The 18,889-nt window shown below is 68.2% G+C and carries 24 protein-coding genes and 1 pseudogene; 4 read left to right on the forward strand and 21 right to left on the reverse strand.

Annotated features, from left to right (window positions below; translation table 11 throughout):
• From FL344_RS34770 to FL344_RS34855, 18 genes and pseudogenes are all read right to left on the reverse strand, one after another.
• Positions 1–273 (reverse strand): hypothetical protein (locus tag FL344_RS34770; RefSeq protein ID WP_141621554.1); only part of this gene is annotated, 273 nt, incomplete at its 3' end.
• Positions 215–1,174 (reverse strand): IPT/TIG domain-containing protein, encoded by a 960-nt coding sequence (locus FL344_RS34775; protein WP_141621555.1) that lies wholly within the window; start codon positions 1,172–1,174, stop codon positions 215–217. The genes FL344_RS34775 and FL344_RS34770, both read right to left, overlap by 59 nt.
• Positions 1,174–1,770 (reverse strand): hypothetical protein, encoded by a 597-nt coding sequence (locus FL344_RS34780; protein WP_141621556.1) that lies wholly within the window; start codon positions 1,768–1,770, stop codon positions 1,174–1,176. The genes FL344_RS34775 and FL344_RS34780 overlap by 1 nt, the downstream gene beginning before the upstream one ends.
• 7 nt (positions 1,771–1,777) lie before the next feature.
• The gene (locus FL344_RS34785; RefSeq protein WP_141621557.1) at positions 1,778–2,419 is read right to left on the reverse strand and encodes a hypothetical protein; all 642 of its coding nucleotides are present in this window, start codon (positions 2,417–2,419) and stop codon (positions 1,778–1,780) included.
• Positions 2,416–2,724, reverse strand: coding sequence for a hypothetical protein (locus tag FL344_RS34790; protein ID WP_141621558.1), 309 nt, complete (start codon positions 2,722–2,724; stop codon positions 2,416–2,418). Before FL344_RS34790 ends, FL344_RS34785 begins: the two co-directional genes overlap by 4 nt.
• Complete coding sequence (locus tag FL344_RS34795; RefSeq protein WP_141621559.1) at positions 2,721–3,245, reverse strand: hypothetical protein; 525 nt, start codon at positions 3,243–3,245, stop codon at positions 2,721–2,723. Before FL344_RS34795 ends, FL344_RS34790 begins: the two co-directional genes overlap by 4 nt.
• Positions 3,245–3,883, reverse strand: coding sequence for a hypothetical protein (locus FL344_RS34800; protein WP_141621560.1), 639 nt, complete (start codon positions 3,881–3,883; stop codon positions 3,245–3,247). The genes FL344_RS34795 and FL344_RS34800 overlap by 1 nt, the downstream gene beginning before the upstream one ends.
• A 1-nt stretch (position 3,884) precedes the next feature.
• Complete coding sequence (locus tag FL344_RS34805; RefSeq protein ID WP_141621561.1) at positions 3,885–4,262, reverse strand: hypothetical protein; 378 nt, start codon at positions 4,260–4,262, stop codon at positions 3,885–3,887.
• Between the two features lie 337 nt (positions 4,263–4,599).
• Positions 4,600–5,211 (reverse strand): phage major capsid protein, encoded by a 612-nt coding sequence (locus FL344_RS34810; protein ID WP_141621562.1) that lies wholly within the window; start codon positions 5,209–5,211, stop codon positions 4,600–4,602.
• Between the two features lie 44 nt (positions 5,212–5,255).
• Positions 5,256–5,948 carry a hypothetical protein gene (locus tag FL344_RS34815; protein WP_141621563.1) on the reverse strand — a complete coding sequence of 231 codons (693 nt, stop codon included), beginning with the start codon at positions 5,946–5,948 and terminating at the stop codon, positions 5,256–5,258.
• Positions 5,945–7,297 (reverse strand): XkdF-like putative serine protease domain-containing protein, encoded by a 1,353-nt coding sequence (locus FL344_RS34820; protein WP_141621564.1) that lies wholly within the window; start codon positions 7,295–7,297, stop codon positions 5,945–5,947. Before FL344_RS34820 ends, FL344_RS34815 begins: the two co-directional genes overlap by 4 nt.
• Positions 7,290–7,475: a hypothetical protein gene (locus FL344_RS34825; RefSeq protein ID WP_011551967.1), complete on the reverse strand. Its 186-nt coding sequence runs from the start codon at positions 7,473–7,475 to the stop codon at positions 7,290–7,292. Before FL344_RS34825 ends, FL344_RS34820 begins: the two co-directional genes overlap by 8 nt.
• Before the next feature lie 54 nt (positions 7,476–7,529).
• A pseudogene (locus tag FL344_RS34830) lies at positions 7,530–7,862 on the reverse strand (head morphogenesis protein); the annotation flags it as partial.
• 157 nt (positions 7,863–8,019) lie between these two features.
• Positions 8,020–8,322, reverse strand: coding sequence for a DUF559 domain-containing protein (locus tag FL344_RS38760; RefSeq protein WP_194863364.1), 303 nt, complete (start codon positions 8,320–8,322; stop codon positions 8,020–8,022).
• A 470-nt stretch (positions 8,323–8,792) separates the two neighbouring features.
• The gene (locus FL344_RS34840) at positions 8,793–9,821 is read right to left on the reverse strand and encodes a Hint domain-containing protein (RefSeq protein WP_228565589.1); all 1,029 of its coding nucleotides are present in this window, start codon (positions 9,819–9,821) and stop codon (positions 8,793–8,795) included.
• Positions 9,802–10,083 carry a hypothetical protein gene (locus FL344_RS34845; protein ID WP_141621566.1) on the reverse strand — a complete coding sequence of 94 codons (282 nt, stop codon included), beginning with the start codon at positions 10,081–10,083 and terminating at the stop codon, positions 9,802–9,804. The genes FL344_RS34840 and FL344_RS34845 overlap by 20 nt, the downstream gene beginning before the upstream one ends.
• Positions 10,080–11,879, reverse strand: coding sequence for a phage portal protein (locus FL344_RS34850; protein ID WP_141621567.1), 1,800 nt, complete (start codon positions 11,877–11,879; stop codon positions 10,080–10,082). The genes FL344_RS34845 and FL344_RS34850 overlap by 4 nt, the downstream gene beginning before the upstream one ends.
• Positions 11,876–12,079, reverse strand: a complete 204-nt coding sequence (locus tag FL344_RS34855; RefSeq protein WP_141621568.1) for a hypothetical protein — start codon at positions 12,077–12,079, stop codon at positions 11,876–11,878. Before FL344_RS34855 ends, FL344_RS34850 begins: the two co-directional genes overlap by 4 nt.
• Positions 12,080–12,380: 301 nt before the next feature.
• On the opposite strand from FL344_RS34855, the gene FL344_RS34860 reads away from it, so the two are divergent.
• The 3 genes from FL344_RS34860 (at position 12,381) to FL344_RS34870 (ending at position 15,036) form a co-directional block, all read left to right on the forward strand.
• On the forward strand, positions 12,381–12,662 hold the full coding sequence (locus tag FL344_RS34860; protein ID WP_228565590.1) for a hypothetical protein: 282 nt from the start codon (positions 12,381–12,383) through the stop codon (positions 12,660–12,662).
• Between the two features lie 121 nt (positions 12,663–12,783).
• On the forward strand, positions 12,784–13,686 hold the full coding sequence (locus FL344_RS34865) for a hypothetical protein (protein WP_141621569.1): 903 nt from the start codon (positions 12,784–12,786) through the stop codon (positions 13,684–13,686).
• Between the two features lie 231 nt (positions 13,687–13,917).
• On the forward strand, positions 13,918–15,036 hold the full coding sequence (locus tag FL344_RS34870; protein WP_194863365.1) for a P63C domain-containing protein: 1,119 nt from the start codon (positions 13,918–13,920) through the stop codon (positions 15,034–15,036).
• Positions 15,037–15,145: 109 nt separating this feature from the next.
• On the opposite strand, the gene FL344_RS39535 is transcribed toward FL344_RS34870, so the two are convergent.
• Genes FL344_RS39535 through FL344_RS34880 form a run of 3 tightly spaced genes read right to left on the reverse strand, consistent with a single transcriptional unit; the run spans position 15,146 to position 17,395 of the window.
• Positions 15,146–15,664, reverse strand: a complete 519-nt coding sequence (locus tag FL344_RS39535) for a terminase (protein WP_368667459.1) — start codon at positions 15,662–15,664, stop codon at positions 15,146–15,148.
• Positions 15,546–16,580 carry a terminase family protein gene (locus tag FL344_RS39540; protein WP_141621571.1) on the reverse strand — a complete coding sequence of 345 codons (1,035 nt, stop codon included), beginning with the start codon at positions 16,578–16,580 and terminating at the stop codon, positions 15,546–15,548. The genes FL344_RS39535 and FL344_RS39540 overlap by 119 nt, the downstream gene beginning before the upstream one ends.
• Before the next feature lie 11 nt (positions 16,581–16,591).
• Positions 16,592–17,395 carry a BRO family protein gene (locus tag FL344_RS34880; protein ID WP_228565592.1) on the reverse strand — a complete coding sequence of 268 codons (804 nt, stop codon included), beginning with the start codon at positions 17,393–17,395 and terminating at the stop codon, positions 16,592–16,594.
• A gap of 128 nt (positions 17,396–17,523) precedes the next feature.
• On the opposite strand from FL344_RS34880, the gene FL344_RS34885 reads away from it, so the two are divergent.
• On the forward strand, positions 17,524–18,138 hold the full coding sequence (locus FL344_RS34885; RefSeq protein WP_026114349.1) for a tyrosine-type recombinase/integrase: 615 nt from the start codon (positions 17,524–17,526) through the stop codon (positions 18,136–18,138).
• The last annotated feature ends 751 nt before the right edge of the window (positions 18,139–18,889 follow it).

The raw sequence follows: 18,889 nt of genomic DNA on the forward strand, positions 1-18,889 counted from the left end.
GGATGGAGAGGACGGCGGGGCGGGGGGGGCTTGCCGCTTCAGCGCGAGCTCGCCCCGGCGAATGGCAGCCGCCACAGCGGGCACAGAGAGAGCGGCCTCGTGGACGTCCTCCAGCGACACGCCCGTGGCCAGGGTGAGGGAGGAGGGCAGGCGCCGGCCGCCACGGCCAGGCTGCACGCCGCAGGCGCACGCGCCGCGCGCCACGCAGTACGACTCATGGGGCAGGAGGAAGGTGACGAGCCTGCCCAGGGCATTGGTGAGGGTGACGCTCATGAGGTGCCTCCGGAGAGAGAGAGTCCGTTTCGAGGTGAGTGCCGGCGACGGCCTTGCCGATGTCGAGGGGCAGGCCCTCGTCCACGTCGAAGCCGCGCACGAGAAGCCCCCAGGTGAAGGCGCGCACGTCGTCGCGGCTGCCAAGCTGCGTGCGTACCTCGCCGTCCGCGTCCATCTCCCAGCGCACGGTGCCGCGCGAGGCGTCCTCGGCGTCCCTCGGCATGGCCAGCCAGCGGTTGCGGTTGAGGAAGGTGGCCACAGCGGCGAGAAGGTTGAAGAGCTCGGCGGTGCGCTCGGAGGCCACCGTGAGAGTGAAGGCCAGGTCCACCGTGTACGCGGGGCGCCTGCGCACCAGCTCCGCACCGGAGGGGCCCTGCACGACGTCCTCGTGCAAGACGTTGGTGGAGTAGCGACGACTCTCGCGCAGCGTGGGGCCTGACAGAACCACGGAGGGCAGCGAGGCCATGGCGATGACGTTGAGTCCGTCCGCCACCGTGTCGTCGTAGTCGACGGAGACGCTGGCGCTGACGTTGGCCACCACCTGCCGCTTCAACTCGCGCAGCAGGGTGCGCACGAGGCGGGTGAGGTCCGCTTCCTTCGCGACGCGCGGGCGCAGGTAGCGGTACGCGCCCGGAAGGAGAGCGGCCTCTCCTGGAATGGGGCGTCCGTCCGCGGAGAGGTTGTGCAGCTCCACATCGACGGTGCCCGCCTCATGGGCCGGCGTCCGCACGTCTGCGAAGTGGGTGCCCGCCTCTTCACGGACAGAGAGAACCTCCGCGCGCAGTCCGCCCAGGCGCACGGCCACCCGCGCGGCGAAGCCAGTGCCCGCGAGGCGGAGAATGTCTCCGCCGCTGGTGGGGCCCGAGGAGGGCGTCACGGAGGTGAGGGTGGGAACGGCCATTACCCCGGCCCTCCGAGGCCCAGCTCCTTCGCCACGCGCGCCAAGAAGCGGCGGCTGGCGCCCTGACGAAAGCGTGCGAAGGCCGGCCGCAGGAAGGGCCGCGCGGGCGTCTGCGTCACAATGACGCCGCGCCCACTTCCGCCGGTACGGGCCTGGCCGGCCTGGCGCAGCAGTGCGAAGAGGAAGCGCCGCATCTTCGGCGTCATGGGGATGACGACCGGGGGACCGCCGTACTCCTGGAGCTGCGCCACGTCGACGAGTGCCTCCCCGTCGGGGCCTTTCGCCGTGCGGGACACGCCGATGAAGGCCTCGTCGCCCTCCACGACGACGGAGATGGAGTTGCGCAGCGCGCCCGAGACGAGGAGGGACTTCGTCCCGCTGAAGCCCGCGAGCTGGCGCGCCGCCAGCGTGAGCGGTGAAGGCGGGCGGAGTGGCTCGCCACCTGGCGCCTGCTGGGTGAGGCCCTGCACCACCTCCTTGCGCAGGGCGTGCGCCTCCTGGCGCAGGGCCGTCTGGAGCGCCCCCTCAACGCGCGACGAGCCCGCCTCCAGAAGCCTGCGGGCCCGTGCCCAGTCTCCGGTGCGCGAGACGGCCATGGGAGTCTCAGCCCTTCTTCGCCCGCAGGTGGGGGACGTGCGAGTTGAGCCACTCGAGGGCTACGTGCGTGGCCTCACTCACCACCGCGCCGTGGCGGACGGACACCGAGGTGAGGGCGAGGGTGTGGGCGGCGACTTCCACGTCCTCCGGCCGGCAGCCGTAGTGCTTGAGGCCCTCGGCGATGGGGCGCACGGCGGGCAGGGTGCCGTAGCGCCAGTAGTGCAGCTCCAGGTTGCAGGTGTAGGCCTCGGCCTCGTAGCGCGCTCGGGCCGCGGAGCTGGTGAGGTAGGCCAACTCGTAGCTGGGCCCCTCCTCGTCATGCTGGACGACGTGCTGGTGCTCGTGGACGCACACCACCACCTGGGCCCACAAGTCCCAGCCCCCCTTCGGCACGCCCACCTCGAAGGGCACGTAGAGGGTGCGGCCCACGGTGGTGGCGTACTTCTCCAGGAAGCGCTGTCTGTCGAGGATGCCCATGCGCTGCAGCGCTTCGGCCGCCAGCTGCATTTCGAGGGAGTCGGCCTTGTTGGCCGTCTTGGTGCGCAGGCGCGACTGCATGTGCTGATAGAAGGCCCACACCTCCGCGGGCTGGATGTAGCGCTGGAAGAGGGTGCCCACGCCAGGCAGGGACTGGAGGTAGCCCTTCACAAGACACCGCCTTCCTCAGCGCCCGCGTCCACGGTGCCGGCGTCAAAGGTGCCCGCGTCCACGGTGGTGGGCAGGCAGGTGTGGCCGGCGACGCCCTCCTCGTTGACGTAGGCGCAGGTGAAGGCCGTGCTGCTGTGCTCGCTGACAGCGTCGCAGTCGGCCAGCACCTGCCAGTTGCCGTCGCCGTTGCAGATTTCGGCGACGTTGCCAGCGCACCGGGTGGACACCGGCGCGCACCCGTCCGGCACGCGGCAGCGGGTGAGGAGGGCAGCAGCGAAAAGTGGGGTAAGTAGGAGTGCTTTCATGCGAGTCCTCGGGCTTGGGGCCTGTCGTTGAAGGTGACGAGAAGGAGGTTTCGGCGAGGCCTCCGGCGGTGGAGGCCGAAGCCCGTGGGGCGCGCCTCGGTGACGTACAGCCCGGGCGGCGTCCTCACGGCCTGCACGAGGGCGCCCGCGACGTCGTAGAGGGCGCCCAGCCTGTCGCTGGGACGGATGAGGGCGTCGCCGGTAGCAGCGTCGACGAGGCCGAGGCGCTCCAAGTCACGGAAGTGGAAGACGAGCTCGAAGTTCGTCCTGGGGCTGTTGCCGGAAGGAGTCATGCGCAATGACTCAAAGGCATCCGGCTCCACCTGGCAGGGGACACGCACCGGCGGAAATTCGCGACGGAAGGCTTCGGCCAGGCCGTCGTCGTCCGAATCCACGAGTACCGGCTCGCGGAAGTCCGCGTCGTACCCGCTGGCATGGAGGCCCGGGCCGTGCCCCGCCATGGCGGCGGTGTCCAAGCGGTGCAGCTCCGCGAGGAAGGGGAAGATGAGCCTGCCCCTCATCAGGCCGCTCCGGGCAAGGAGGGCTTCACGTAGGGGGCGAGGAGGGTGTCCACCTCTGGCTCTCCCGTGAGGAGCAGCGCAGCAGGGCGAACACTGTCGAGGCGGTAGCTCTGCTCGCGCGTCCTCTCTTCCACCACTCGCCAGCGCGTGCGCTCCTCCAGGGACGCCTCGTCCGCCAGCGGCGAGAGGCTGCGCAGGACGAGGAGCATGCAGGCCCGGCGGATGGCGGGCGGCGTGCGCCCCTCCGGCGTCCCATCCGCCTCGGTATATCCCCAGCGCGCGCCCACCGTGACGTTGCCCTCGCCACGCGGGAAGACGCGCCCATGGCGGAAGGTGAGGCGAGGCCCGTCGAAGCCCGCGCCTACTGGAGCGCCCACCACCACCAGGCGCTCCTTGGAGAAGGACACGTCCGCCCCGTACAGCGCCAGGCGGTAGAGGCGAATGGGTGGCACCGGCAGCCAGAGGGACGGGGTGCCGCGCCCGTCGAGGTGCAACGTCGCCGAGCGCGGCTCGAAGTACCACCCTGTCACCTTGTCGATGGTGCGTGTGGCCTCTTCCAGGAGGACAGCCAGGCGGGTGTCGCCCGCCATGGCCGGTGTGACGCCCTCGGCGCGCATGTCGGCCACCGTGGCGTACACGTCAGTCCTTCTCCCGCTTGGCGCGGCGCGTGTCCTTCTCCTCGCTGGCCTTCGGGAGGTCCTCCGTCGTCAGCGTGCCGGCGGGCCGCGCCGCACTCAGCTTCAGCTCGTCGCTGGCGCTGCGCTTCACGCGGGCCTCGTCGGCCTCGGTGGCGTCGAGGGACTTCGCCTCCGACTCGCTACACACGTCGAAGGCGAGCGGCGAGTAGGTGTCGCCGGGCAGTTGGTGCACGGTGCGCAGGTAGTCCGCCACCGGCTTCTCCACCCGGTACCAGCCGCGCTCCTCCTGGAACTTGATGCCGGCATACGTGTAGCGCCGCAGCACGTGGCCCCGGCGCGCGTCGTAGGCCTTCAGTCGGACGAGATAGGTGTTGTCCATGGTGGGCCTCACAGCTTCACGTTGATGGCCTTGGCCGTGCCCGGCTCCTCCGCGAACTTCGCGTCGAAGCGCAGCGTGGCCACCACCTTCAGCGTGCCCTCGGAGATGTCGCGCGCCGACTCGAGCCGAATCTGCCGCCAGATGCCGACGTGGATATTCTTGGGGTTGCACAGGAGGATGGCCGTGCGGTCATTCGTCGCGCCGAGGTTCTCCGGCCAGAGAGGAATCGGCCGCAGCGGGACGCCCGAGTAGAGGACAGGCGCGTCGCCCTCGAGGAACTTGTCGCCGACAGCCGTGGCCCGCTCCGCCAGCGTGCTGCGGTAGTCCAGGTCCGCGTCTACGCTGGTAAGAGGAACCCCATGCTGCTCTTGTCGCGCAGGTGCTCCGAGGGCAGCGACTTGAGCAAGTCGCCGAGGACGTCCTTGGAGATGGGGGCGCCGGCCGCGTCCACGACGTTGCTGGTGGCCTGCTTGAGCACGCCATCCATCGTGGCGAGGAAAGGGTCGACGGAGGCCGTGTCCCCGTTGACGAGGATTTCCTCCATGTCGCGGCTGATGGCGTCCGCCATCATCTCCATGAGCGTCTGGCGCAGTTCGCCGCGCTCAATGCTGTCTTCGAGCACCTCGTCGGAGAGGCGCACCTCGCCCTTGAAGAGCTTGGCGTCCAGCTCCACCTGGGAGAGGTCCGGCTTCACACGCTGGGCGGCGGGGACGGCGGTGGCCTCCTGTCCGGGGCGCAAGATTCGGCTCCCGAACTTCAGCTTGCTGAACTGCTGCTTGGGGGCCGCCATGGGGACGACCGTGCACTGCTGCAGCAGGACGGACTGTTTAATCAGCAGGCGCATGAACTTCTGCGCCTGGGCGGGCTGGAGGATGCCTCCGCCGGCCGTGAGGTCGGCGAGGGCCAGGTCCGCCTTGGCCAAGAGGGTGCTGTTGTCGAGACGGCTCATGGGGATTCCTTCGGCGTTGAGTCTTCCTGGTGGCGGGTGGGGCTTCAGACGTCATGGAAGGAGAGGGCCTTGTCGACGCTCTCCCGGTTGAGGGGTTTGTTGAGGTCGAGGGGCCAGCCGACGTCCTCGACGTTGGGCTTGGGCGGGCGCTCCGCGGGGGCGCTGCTGTTGGGCAGGCCGAACTGCTTCTCCACGCGCCCCAGTCGCTGGTGCTGCTCCTTCACGGAGCCCTCCAGCGCGCGGACGGCGTCGGTGAGCTTCGTCAGGCCTTCCATGACGCCGGAGGCGTCGGGGCTCGGCGCGGGCGGAGCCGGCTGAGGAGCCGGCGCGGGGTTGGCGGCCTTGGCGCGCGCCTCGACGTCCTCCTCGTCGTCTTTGTCCTCGTCCTCGTCCTCGTCCTCCAGTGCGTCGGCCAGCGTGCGCAGGTGCTGGGCCACCTCCACCACGCGCACGCTGTCGACGCCGTCCGTGGAGGCCAGCGCCTCGACAAGTGCCGTCACTGCTTCGAGGGCCTGTTGGGCAGAAGCGAGGACTGCGTCCTCGGCCTTGGAGGTGTCCGAGGTGGTGCTGCTGGCGTCCTCGGCCGGCGCGGAATCCTGGGGAGCGTCGTGCATGTCGTCTCTCTTCACGAGGAGGAAGCGGTGCTTGTTGGCGGCCCTGTCCACGAGGGACACCTCCTCCACCACCATGTCGACGAGGCGGTGGACGGAAGCGGAGCCTTGGGTGGTGCTCGTCATGCGGCCTCCGGCTGGGAGTCAGCGGCAGGTGTTTCGGAAAGGGGCGTCTCGGTAGCGGGAGAGGCCTCGGGGAGCCGGCGCGCGGTGCCGCCAATGGAGAAGCCCGTCAGCTGGCCGTCCTTCACCCGGCCCCAGAGCTCATCGGAGAGGACGCGCACCGCGAGAAGCCAGGTGCCCTTGCGCACCGGCACTTCGCCCAGGTTGAAGTCGACGGGGGCCAGGTAGCTCTCCAGCACCTTCACCTGCCCGTTGACGCGCATCTGGTGCATGAGGCCCAGGCCGCCGAACTCCTCGAGAAAGCGGTGCGCGGCCTGGCGAATCTCCGCGGCGGAGTAGATGTCGCCCTGCGCGTCCACCGTCTCCGGCTCCAGGACGACACCCAAGACGTACCGCTCGTCGTCGGGCTCGACGCCCTTGAGGAGGGACGTCGTGGTGGCGAAGGGAGCGGTGCCGGGCGGCTCCTCCTGCTTCCAGTCGTCCACGGCGAAGTCGCCGTCACCTTCCAGCGCCTTCGCGGCGGGCTGGTAGTTGCTGACGAGGAGCTGCGTCAGCACGGAGGAGCCGCCCACGCCGCGCATGGCGGCGATGGTGCGAGGGGTCCGGATGCGCTTCACGAGGAAGCCGGAGCCCTTCAGCATCCCGGGCAACTTCCCCCGGATGCCATACGTCATGAGCCAGCGGCCCTTCAGTGACTTGAGGACGCCATAGAAGCGCTCCTCGTCGAAGTCGCCCTCGCCGACGTCCACGTTGTAGCCAGGGTAGGGCGGGTCCAAGAAGAGGACGGTGTCCTTCCCGTCGTACTTGCGCACCACCTTCTCGTAGTCGCCGCCGTACACCTTCACGCGCTTGAGGCGCGGGGCGAACTGCTCAATCCGCGCGAGCGTCTTCGCCTGGGTGCCCGCGCCGTTGGGACTGAAGCTGCGCCCGCGCAGCTTCCCGTAGGAGAAGTGCGTCAGGTAGAGGAAGCGGTGCAGACGCTCCACGTCGCCCTTCGGCTTGGCATCGAAGAGGCTCTTGAACGTCTTCTCGTCGCCGACCCACGGCAGCTTCTTCAGCTTGGCCAGGCTCGCGGGTGTCAGCTTCTGGAGGAGCCGGTACGCGTCGGCGATTTCGGTGTCCGCGTCGTTGATGGCCTCGACGTCCGAGGCAGCCTTCTCGAAGAGGACGGCGGCGCTGCCGGCGAAGGGCTCCACATACGTCTTGTGAGCGGGCAGCATGGCCACCAGGCGCTTCGCCAGGCGCTTCTTGCCCGCGGGGCTGCCCCAGATGGTTTTCTCCACAGGCTCGCCCTGGAGGGACTCCAGGACGTGGCGGGCCCGAGCGAGGGCCTTGGCGAGGGTGTCACCCATCGCAGAGGCCCTCCGGGTCGAAGCCCCACGTCAGCTCCCCGGAGGTGGGGAGATTGAGGTCGCGGGGCCAGACGACGGGCGTCGCCTCGGCCTTGGCCATGGAGGTCGACTCCTGCGTCGTCTTGTTGCCCTCCGGCGTCGGAGGTGAGGTGGGGGTCGGTGTCGAGGTGGCCTGCATGGCGTTTCGTCTCCGAAAGAGACAAAGGCCTGCGGCGCGAAATCGGGGACATCACTAAGTGACGGCTAGCGTCGTTGTGCGGCAGAGGCCGTGGAATGGAGGGAAGCCCACGCCCGCGTCCGCGAGCTGCCTGTCCGAAGCGAGCGCGCGGAACTCGCCGACGTCGTCGCGTGTGCTTGCGGCGGAGCGGAGCACCTCGGCCAGGCGCGTTTCCTGGCCACCTCGGTTGACGTAGAGGAGGGCACGCCCGGTGTCCGCGTCGAGGCGCTCCCTCACCCAGGGCAGCTCCTGCTTCACGTCCTCCGGCCGCTCGAGTGACTCGACGCGCTCGAAGCGCTGGAGGGCGTCCGCCACGGAAAACGTCTTGCCGTGGAGGAGGCGACAGATGTTCGAGTTGTGGACGACGACTTCGCCGGCGACGAAGCTGGAGTCCTCTGCCACCATGGCGTCCCAGACTTCATCCAGGGTCGACAGTGTGACTGCTTGAACAGGCTCGGCGGTGAGTTCGGCCGACTCCAACTGACGGACGACATCGGCAAGTTCTTCAGGGCTTAGTGGAACCATGGATGGCCTCGAGTATCAATTGCTTGGGGGAAGGGGCCTTGAGGACTTGGCGGGCATCCAGGTGGACGACTCGCAACCCCTCCTGTTTCAGCACCTCGTCGCGGATCCGGTTCTTTTCCTGGACGCGAGGGAGCTGGTGCCAGTAGTCCCCATCAATCTCGAGAACGACGTCCAGGGCTGGGAGCAAAAAATCGACGTAGTAGCCGCGGATGCGGCGTTCCACGTTGTGCTCGAGGCCCAGCGCCTCAAGCGCCAGCCGAGCGACGCGCTGGGGCAGGCTCATCGAGGCGCGCAGGTAGCATGCCTTGCAGCAGAACCGCCTTTGTTCCCGCCCATGGAGCCGCGATGACGTGGCGCGGAACCAGCGAGAGCAATGTCCACAGCGAAACCAGTAGCGCCGCATCCGACAGAGGATTGAGCAGTGTCGGCGCGTCTCGTGGTTGGATGATATGCGAAACTTTCGCCCACACTTGGCGCAGTGCTTTTCTCGTTGTTCGGGCGTGCTTCGGCGATTCACCCGACAGCCATCGCTGCAGTACGCGTACTGCCCGCGTTGAACGTATATTTCTCTGACGCGCCGCTTGGCTCCGCACTTCTTGCAGGCAATCTCGAGAAAGGTAGCTGCGCGCGTGGCATTGTAGCAGGCGCGCGAGCAGTACTTCTTCTTGCCCTTCTTGGCCTGAGTCGGGGTGACTCCGTACCAGGAGTCACAGCGCGGACATTGGCGTTGGAGACGCTCGGTGGGCTTTCTCATCAGGGGTGTCCCTGTCGTCGGAGGAGAACGTCGCCGGGACGCAGCTCATCTGCTCGCACCCATCCGTAGAGGTGCTCTCGGCATACGAGGAAGCGGTGGTTGTTGGTGGCGTGAATGCGTGTCGTCCTGGTGTGGAGAATCCGAGCAGGGCGCCTGCCCAGCAGCCGCCTGGTTGCAAGGACTGGCTGCCAGCGGCCTCGGTGTGTAAGTACCTGGAGTCCGGGAACGAGCCTGCTGATGGGCGTGACTCCCTGTCGGGTAATGATGGGCGTCTCAGCGGCGAGGCAGGTGTGCTCGTCGAGGACAGCCTCGATGCGGTAGCGGCGGATGCCGGCCTCGGCGTAGCTGCTCACCTGGGCGAAGGAGCGCCCCTGGCCGATGAAGTGGCTCGCCACCACCTCCCAGTAGAAGGGGGCCCGCTCGATGAGGGCGCCGCGCGCGGCCCTCTCCAAGGACTCGGCGATGTCGCTTCTCCCCAGGCCGGCCTCCAGCCCCTCGGCCACGAGCCGCCGGGCCTCCTCGCCGAAGGCGTCGAGCCGGCGCCCGTACTCGTCCCGCACGAAGTTGCCCTGGGTGCGGACGATGTGCTGGGCCATGCGCCTGTCCATGGCGTTGAAGCGGGTGGCGAGGGTGAGGCCTTGCTCGCGTCGGGCGTGGCTGCGGGTGGACGCCACCACCTCTTCGGCTGCGTCACCGAGGGGCGCCTGGATGCGAGAGGGGATGACGGCTGTCCGCCGGCCAGCGGCTTCCAGGGCCTGGGCGACGAGGCGCCTGCGCTGGACTGCCGTCGTCGTCCTCCAGTCCACGTCGAGGACGGCCACCGCCTCTCGCATGGCGTCCACATCCGCGCGCCCGACGGCGCGGCGCAGGCGCGCGGCGAGCAGGGCCACGGCGCGGTCCATGCCCTCGGCGGTGCCGACGTCCAGGGCCTTGGCCACCGGCAGCCGCAGGACGTCTCCCAGGAGGATGTCCGCCACCGCCCGCGCCTCGTGCAGGAGGAGGAGGCTGTCAGCGGGGGCCGTGCACACGGGGCACCTCCTGTGTCACCAGTTCTACCGGGCTGCGGCGCCTGGCACGCACCTCGACGCCGGCCGGGGTGGGGGAGAAGACGACGTCGTGGCTGGCCGAGCACCTGTCACACAGGGCGAAGACGAGGAGGCCGTTGCGCCACAGCGTCGTCGTCCCCTCCAGGGGGCCGCGCCTTCGGCACATGCGGCACTCCAGGACGCCGCGCTCGGCGTCGGCCTGCGCCTGGAGCATCCACGCGCGCTGGAGTTGCTCGGGTGTCATGACTCCCCCGCCGAGAACCACCTGTCGAACTCCTCGCGTGGGATGGGGACGTGCTCGGTGTCCAGGTACCGGCGGGCCAGCGCCAGGCGTCCTTGGGCCAGGCGCTCCTCTTCGGCCCGAAGCTCTTCTCGCAGCCCCAAGAGGCGCTTCGCCTCGCCCAGCAGCGAGCCTTTGTTCTTCTGGGGCTTCAAGTCTTCCACTCCGGTTTGGATGCCCGCCAAAGTGAGGGTGATGGGGCGCTTCACCCAGTCGTCCCCAATCTTCCGGAACTCCCTGTGGAAGATGTCGCCGGCCAGCTGGCGGCCCTCCTCGGGTGTCAGCACGCCCACTCGCACCAGGCGCTCCACCATCTCCGTCATGCGCTCCGGGTCTCTCGTGGCCGTCGTCTGTGACCTGAATCGCCAGAAGCGCACGCCCATGTCCGCGAGCACCTTCCGATTCAGCAAGAAGTCGAACTCGTCGCGCTCCGGCTGGAAGACCTGGTCCTCAGCGAAGCGCAGCTGAGCCTCGGCCACCGAGCGGTTGAAGTCCCGCCCGTCTCCGCGCAGCAGCGGTGGCAGGCGGAAGGCGCTGCCCACCTTGTCGATGTTGCGCGCGTCATAGGCCTGGAAGAGAGCGTCCTGCTGCTGGGCGTCCGTCAGGGGGCGCAGCTCAATCTTCGCGCGGCCTCCGTCGCCGGTGCCGGCGCCGTCCGCTTCGAGGATGAGGATTTTGTGAAAGTTGGCCTTGCCCTTGAGGTTCTCCTCGATGAAGCGCTCGATGCGCGGCACCGAGGCGTCGGAGAGCCTTCCGCCGGAGACGAGGAGGGCCAGGGGCGGGACGGACTTGTTGTTGAAGTAGAGGTAGTTGACCTCCTCCATCTGCCGGGAGCCGAGGACGGACAGGAGCGTGCCCACCCAGCGAGGAATGCCGTAGGGGGAGCGCGGCGAGTGGATGGCGAAGTGGATGAGCTCCGTGGCGGGGCCGTCCGAGGCGTCCGCGGCCTTGAGGGCGGCGACGTCCTGGAAGGTGCGGCCGGTGAGGCGGGAGATGACGCGCGAGTCCCCGAAGGATTTGAAGTACACGCGCTCGCTGCCCTGCACCTGGATGTAGCGACGCAGGCGTCGGCGGGTGGTGACGGTGTCGAAGCTGACGGCGGAGATGCGCACGCGCTCGTGCACCTCGACGGCCTCCTTGTCCAGGGGGAGGAGTCGCACCGTGTACGAGGGGACGTAGACGAAGCGGGCGATGTCGCCCTTGCCGTCGCGCAGCACCTCCCAGTACGCGTTGCCCGTTACCTCCAAGTCGTGGCGGGTGCGGCGGCGCAGCTCGACGAAGCTGGAGTCGAAGCAGCAGAAGTCGAAGAAGGACTCCAGGCGGGCCTTCTCCACCCGAGCCTGCTGACGCACCTTCTCCGCGTGAGCAGCGACTTCCTCATCCGTGGGGCGTAGGGACGTCCCCGGGGGCAGCGTGCCCGCATCATGGGCGGCGGCGCGCTCCAGGGCCATGGCGTCGGCCACCTTCTCCTGCGCCCCGTCGGCGTCGAAGTCGATGGCGGGCTCGAAGCGGTAGCCGAAGCCGTCGATGTTCGTCGCGTAGGCGTCGACATTCTGCCGAAGGGAGTTGGAGTGCTCGACGAGGAGGCAGAGCGCCTCCGGCTCATACGGGGGTTGGAGGGCGCCGGCCTCACTGAAGGCCACGGACTCCTCGCCACCGGGGCGGCTGGCGGGCTCGTCCACGCGGGCGCCCACCACCACTGCTTTGAGAATCGCCTGGAGGCGCTCCTCGGCTTGGTGGACTTCGGCTGGCACCGTCACGGGAGGTTCTCCACGTAGGCCAAGAGGCCCGTGGGGGTGTGCGAGACGGCGCGCACGCGCTGGCCGCGGGCCGCAATCTCGACGCGGACTGCCTCCAGCAGTCCGTCGAGGGTGGAGGCCTCGACCGTGAAGCTCGGCCCAGGGTGTGGCGCGCCGCTCGAGCCAGAGGAGAGGACGAAGACTTTGACGTCACGCTGCACACGGGCCTCCCACGCGAAGTGGAGGCAAGGCGCGCGGTGGGAGGGGCGCCCTCGTCGTGAGAGCGTGTTGGGGCCGCGCGCCTCACCTCCAGCGAGGACAAAGGCCTCGGGCCCAATTTCGGGGACATCGGGAGCGCGCTTTTTCGCTCAAGGCCCGCGCATCAATGAGTTGCCTTCGTCGGGGGACAGAGCGCTATTGGCGACACCTGCGGCCGACGCGGGAGCCCGCGCGCGCGCCGAAGCGCATGCGTGAAGGCACCTGCGCTGCCGAGAGTCACAGAGACGATTGGGAGGGCTGCTGATGAATCCAAACCCGGAGTGTTTGATGCGAGAAGAGGGCGCGCGCGGCATCGCGCCAGCCAGTGACGCTGCCGCCACGATGGCCGACGTGACGACGTGCCCATGCGGGTGCCCGGAGCGTGAGGACGGGACGCATCATCCGAACGGCTACCTCGTGACGGCCGAGGAGTACCCCGAGCACCCTGCTGCCCAGGCCGGCTACGAGGGATGGGTGTTCTGCATCCACTGCGGCGCGTGGCGCGCCGACGGCGATGACGCGCCCGACGAGGACTGGGTGCCCTGACGCGAGCTGCGTCCGCGTGAAGAGCGGGGCGCACGAACCCCGCTCCTCATGGCAGGACCGACTCGGTCTTGCCGTCCATGGCGAGCACGTTGAAGCCCCTCTTCAACGTGGAGGAGACACCATGGACACCTACCGTGTCGCGAGGTTGCCCGCGCGCCTGCGTGGCTTCGCGCTGCCGGACACGAGCACGCCATCCGAAGGCTATGTGGAGGCCGGCGACTACCTCGTGCTCGACGAGAAGCCCAGCCACCCGACGCCTGACACTGACTACGCCCGGCTGCTGGTGCCGAATCTGGGGGCGTTCGACACCTGGGTGTGCACGCGCTGGCGCACCCAGCGTTATGCGACGCTCGTCTCCCAGGAGCGCGCGCCTGCCATGGCCCGGCTGTCATTTGACGGCGAGCCGCTGGCAGTTTCGGAGGAGCGGCTCATCGCGCTGCTGGGGGCGTTCCTCGACTACAGGTATCACGGGAGCCGGGCGTACTACCCGTGGGCGCTGCCGGGCGTTCGTGTCCAGCTCGCGCCGCCCCGGCTGAACAACTGCTGCACCTTCGTCGAGGCCCTGCTGGTGAAGGCCTTCTCCGAGGTGCAAGGTGCGGCTTTCTCGTGGGACATGCGTCGCCACCGGCAGATGATGATTGCCTCCACGGAGGACTACTTCTCGCCGGTGACGGCTGCCGTCGAGTCCGGCATGGCCCTGGTGGCACCGTCGGCGGATGTGCCGCCCCACCCGTGGACGCTCAGCCAGGGGTGGCGCAGCCAGTGGGGCTCGGGTCACACCTTCCTCGTCCTGGACCACCACCCGGAGACAGACAAGGTCCTGGTGCTGGAGTCCAACGCCGCCTTCCGGCTCGACGGTGTTGGCTACCGTGGCCTCGGCAACCTGCGCGACGTCGGCCTCCAGCCGCCTGCGGCCTGGTGGAAGCGGGGCGAGGTGTGGACGTGGCGCCGCATCTGCTCGACGTACCCCTTCAGGCGGCAGGCATGGCTGAAGGTCAAGGCGCGAACGGCAGCAGGGCGCTGAGTCCTTGGATGTAGGTGCTGCCCCCCCCGCCTACGGAGCTACCGATCGAGGGTGCTTCCGCTCGATGGACAAGCTGCTGGCCATGCTCAATCGCCCCTGTGTTCGCTCTCCACCGCGCACATGCGAACAGGCGATGCTTAGCGGTGTGTTGATGTGGGTCGTTGTGCATGGCGCCAAGCATTTGACATGGCTTTATGTCCTCGGAGATGCTTAGCGAGGGAGGTGGTTCCAATGGCGGAAGAGAAGAACCGGAAGGCTTCTAAGAACAGAGCAGCAGCGACGCTTGGTGCAAAGGGCGGAAAGGCGCGCGCAGCGAAGCTCTCGAAGGAACAGAAGAATGAGATTGCCAAGAAAGGGGCATTGGCGCGCTGGGGCGACAGGCCTGTCCAGGCGACGCACGCTGGTACCATCAACATCGTAGGGTCCGAGTTCATCTGCGCGAACTTGCCGGACGGACGGCGTGTCATCTCCGAGAAGCACGTCATGGAAGCGCTGGACCGCGGATACAGCGGCTACTACTCGCAGCGGGATGCTCAGAGTGGCGGCGAAGCGGTGCCGAGAATTCTCTCGCCGAAGGCTCTCCGCCCGTTTTTTCCCACCGACGAATCGGCCCTGCAACTTCTCCAGCCAATCGCCTTCCTTCCCCCGCCTGGGCAGCAGAAGCAGGCCATCCACGGCAAGCAGGTGCTTAAGGGAATCAACGCCGAAGCGTTGGCGGTCGTCTGCGAAATTTGGCTCAAAGCTCGCGATTCAGGTGCGCTTACTGGCGAGGCGCAGCTCCGCACGGCGGCCAAGGCCGACATCTTGATTCGCGGACTCGCTCGAATCGGTATCGTCGCGCTTGTCGATGAAGCGACCGGATTCCAGCGCGAGCGCGCCCGCAACGCTCTGGCAGAGGTGCTTGAGGCGTTCGTTACTACGGAACTCGCTAAATGGGAGAAGACGTTCGGGGACGACTTCTATAGGGAGATGTTCCGTATCCGCGGCTGGGATCCGAATGACTTCTTGAAGCGGCCGGGAGTCGTCGGCCGTTGGACGACCGACATCGTCTACAAGCGGCTCGCTCCAGGTGTGCTGCAACGGCTCCAGGAGGTAATTCCGAGGGACTCCAAGGGCCGGTTGAAGTTCCATCTGCATCGCGGACTCACGCGCGACAAGGGCTACATGTCGCTCAAGGAGCACCTCTCCTCCGTGACGACTATCATGAGGCTGACACGCGACGGGGACTGGAAATGGTTCAAGGAGCAGTTGGACAAGCTCCACCCGCAGTACCCCAATCAGCAGCTCCTGCCCTTCATGAAGAAGCGCAAGGATTCCGGCGTGGGGGATGACGACGAGCAGGACGATTAGGCCCATGTTGAATGCGTTGAGGGCTGTGCCTTACCGCACAGCTCTAAACACTTTTCCGCAAGCCGGCCTCTCTGAGCGAACCGCTGGGAAGTACAAGTCGTTCGAGACCTCAGCCAATCACCCGCACCCCAATCTCCCCGCTGCCTCGTCGCTCGGGCCCCCGCTCGCGCTGGCACGCCAGGGCGACTGCCCAGAACTTGTCCGCGTGCCCGCGGTTGGTGCGCTCGGCGTCGAAGGACACCTTGCCGGAGGGGAGCACGCGACGCTTGATGGAGTGAATCTGCCCGACAAGCTCACGCTGGCGCGGCAGCGTGACATCGCGGCGCTGGAGGAGAATCTTGAAGTCAGTCGCCCAGCGCTCCTTGGCCTCGTTGGTGAAGTTCTCCTCCACCACCTGGGGGAAGTCGCGGGCGAGGTTCTCCGCGAGATTCATTCCGATGCCACTGCGGTCGACGCTGAGGCGCGCCATGGGAAGGACGGAGAGGAGTCTTCGGAGGTGGGCCTCCTGCTCAGCGAAGGGCACACCCTCGAAGCTCTTCAGCATGCGGCACGTGAAGCGGCCCGCCACCTCTTCGAAGACGGCCAGCTCGGAGCGGTCTCGCGTGCGGCCCACGTCGAAGCCCGCCACCAGGCGGCCCTGGGGCACGGGCATGTCGGACGCGTCCTGGGCCAGCGGCAACTCGTCGGTGGTGCACGGGAGGATGAGCTCGTAGGGGAGGAAGCTGTAGGACTCGTCGACGTAAAAGGCATTCGAACTCCTGCTGGAAATCCTCCTGCGGCAGGGAGTCGAATTGCTCGGTGAGGACTGGGCGGCCGAAGCGAGCGACGCGCTCTTCGGTGGACATGAGAGGGGCTTCCACTGAGGCCCGCCGCACGTCGAGGGAGAAGAAGCGGCATAGCCACCAGGGCACCAGTTGGCGGGTGTGGTGCGGGTACTTCCGCAACTCCTGGGTGTCTATCTCCCAGAAGATGCCTCGCCGGCCGAGCGGGGTGCTGCCCCCTGTGAGTTGTCCATGCGAGCGCAGGATGAGGGCGGTGCTGCCTGTATAGACTTCGCGGTCGTTGACCAGGTGCGCCAACTCGTCGAGGTAGACATCGCCGCGCTTGCCGCGCGGAGGCTTGGCGGGAACGGAGATGATGCGCGAGAGGCGCCGGCCTCGGGAGTTCGACTCGAAGGCCAGCTCCGTCTTGGCATCCGTCACGAGCTTCTTCTGGTAGGCGAGCGGCAGCTCCTCGTACACCTGCCGGGCGATGAGCACCTTCTCGACGGCGTCCGAGAGGTTGTACGAAACGAAGACCGCCGTGTGGCCGTCGCGCAGGTGGCACCGCGCCAGGGCCTCGAGGGCGAAGAGGAAGGAGAAGCCCACCTGGCGGCTCTTCGCCACCCACCTGAATCGGGAGCGGTTGCCGAGAAAGGACTGCTGGTACGGCTCCAGCACCACCGGCTCGCTGTCGTAGTTGCACAGGCCGGAGATGAAGCCCGACTCGGTGGCCAGCCACTGGGTGAGGTCAGCCTCGGTGCGCTTGACGATGCTGAGTGTCACGGTGTCCTCCTTCAGCCAAGGCCAACGGAAAACGCCGAGGAGCGAGCGGCGTCCTCCAGGACGCCGAGCACCTCGGGCCGCCAGAGGAGTTGGTAGGCGGCATGGCCGTTGCGGCTGAAGGGAACGGCCTCGGCGTAGTCCCGGCCCGCGTCCGTCAGCTCCCATTCCTCACGCTCGTTGCGCCGCTGGAGGCCGCATGCTTCCAGGCGGAGGTTCATCTTCCGGGCGGACAGCCTCACCTTCTGGCCGAGCTGCGTGGCGTTGAGCCGCGCGGGGGGCTCGGCGGCAGCCGGCAGCCCCCTGCGATGGGGCTCCATCGTCAGCCCCGTGTCTCGGTGGATGGCATCGAGAGCGCAGGCCGCTGCCAGCTCCGGCTTGAGGCCTGGAACGAAGGAAGCGAGCGTCCTGGCCACTTCCAGGTGGGCCAGCACCTGGACTTGGAGCGGCGGGGGCAGCGTTGGGAGTGGCTGTGGTGTCGGTGCGCCTGGCGCCGTGTAGCTGCCCGTCTTGCGGAGGGTAGGGAGCACCTCGTGCGCGAGCCAGCGCTTGAAGCGCTCCGCTCCCGCCACCCGACTGGTGAAGACGATGCGGTACACGCCGGGCTCATTGACGGTGGCGACCTTCTGGAGGCCGCCAGGGGTGTCGGTAGTGCCGACGCCCTTTTCATCGTCTCCCAGTCGGCCCAGGGCGTCCCGGCTGTTGGCGATGCCGAGGGCAGCACAGACGTCTGCGGCGACGAACCATGGCTCACCCCGCTCGTCCATGGAGACCCGGATGCGGTGTGCCTCGAAGTTGAAATCGGCCAGCTGATGCACAGTGACTCCTTTCGGGAAACGCCGAGTCCGCGCGGGGCCCGGCTCAAGAATGCGCAGCGTGGTTAATGACTTGTCTTGTTGGGGCGACAGAGCGTGCATGGCCACGTCCTCTTCACGAAGGAGCCGCCATGTCTGCCTATGCTGCTGTCGCCCGAGCCCCGCGCACCCTCACGGAGAAGGAGGTGGCGCTGCTGCTGCGCGCCACGGGGCTGCACAAGGATGGATTCAGGGACCACTGCCTCTACAGCCTCGCACTGGCCTCGGGCCTGCGTGAGCACGAGCTGGTGGCCCTCAACATCGGCGACGTCTTCGACGAGCGCGGGCGCGCACGCCGGCACGTGACGCTGACCGTCTTCAAGGGCAGCCGCCGGCACCCGGGCCCCCAGGAGGTTGTCCTCTCGGACACGGTGCGCGCGAAGCTGGAGAAGCTGCTGCGCCTGAAGCGCGCGCAGGGGCATGACGTGAGCCCCCAGGCGCCGCTCTTCCTGAGCCGCAAGGGCCTGCGCCTGTCCACGCGGCAGGTGCGCCACGGCTTCGCGGTGTGGCAGGTGCGCGCGGGCCTGGAGCGGCACCTGAACTTCCACGCCGTGCGCCACACCGCATGCACCGGGGTGTACCGAAGGACGAAGGACATCCGTCTCACCCAGAAGTTCGCGAGGCAGCGAAGCGTCGACTCCACTGCCATCTACACGCACTCCTCGGAGGACGAGCTGGTGCGCGTGACGAACGACTTGCCCTGCTGATGGGGCACGCCGCCTCCGCGCTGAGCGCCCGCGAGAGCCCCTGGTTGGGCCGGGGTGCCGCGCGGAGGCGGTGAGGGGCAGGCGTGCGCAAGGCTCGCGCGGGCCGCCCCAAGCGCAGCCGGCGAAAGTGAACAGCGCGAGGCGTTCACTTACCGAGCGCAAATGAACAGGGGAGGGGTGTTCACTTTTTCGGGGGTGACTCTCTCGAAAAGGGCCCCAGATACATGCCCCGGCGGCGAGGCCCACACGAAAGATCGCACCACCCCCCACCCTGGCGTCAGGGGTAGGCGGGGTAGGCGTGCTGGCGTCATTGGTAGGCATGGTTGCGCCCGGCCGGAGCAGGCGGTGAAGGTGACTGGGGACGAGCTGGACCGCGCGATGGGGGGCAGGCGGCCCCAACCAGCGGAAAGCGGCAATCGGCCTCGGCGCTTCGGCCCTTCATGAGGCCTCGTAAGCGCGCGAAACAGCGTGGGGGCGGTGACGCCGAATGGCCGCCTTTACGCATTTTCGGCCATTCGGCTCGGCCCTGGTAACGGGACGCGCGCCCAGGTGCGCGCGGGGCGGAGTGTGGGGGCACGGAGGGCTTGGCTCGGAGTCGTGGGGCTCACGAGGAGGACAAAGGCCTGCGGCCCGAAGCGCTGGGGGACACGCGCGCACGAAAGGGGCTCCACGCGGCGACAGGCGCGGCGCCCGGGGCTGCCCGGGGGCGCGCGCCAGGTGGGCCACGTGGCGGCCAGCGGGGCTTCGGCGG

Origin of the sequence: Myxococcus sp. AB036A (genome assembly GCF_006547355.1) — a bacterium.
GTDB lineage: Bacteria > Myxococcota > Myxococcia > Myxococcales > Myxococcaceae > Myxococcus > Myxococcus virescens.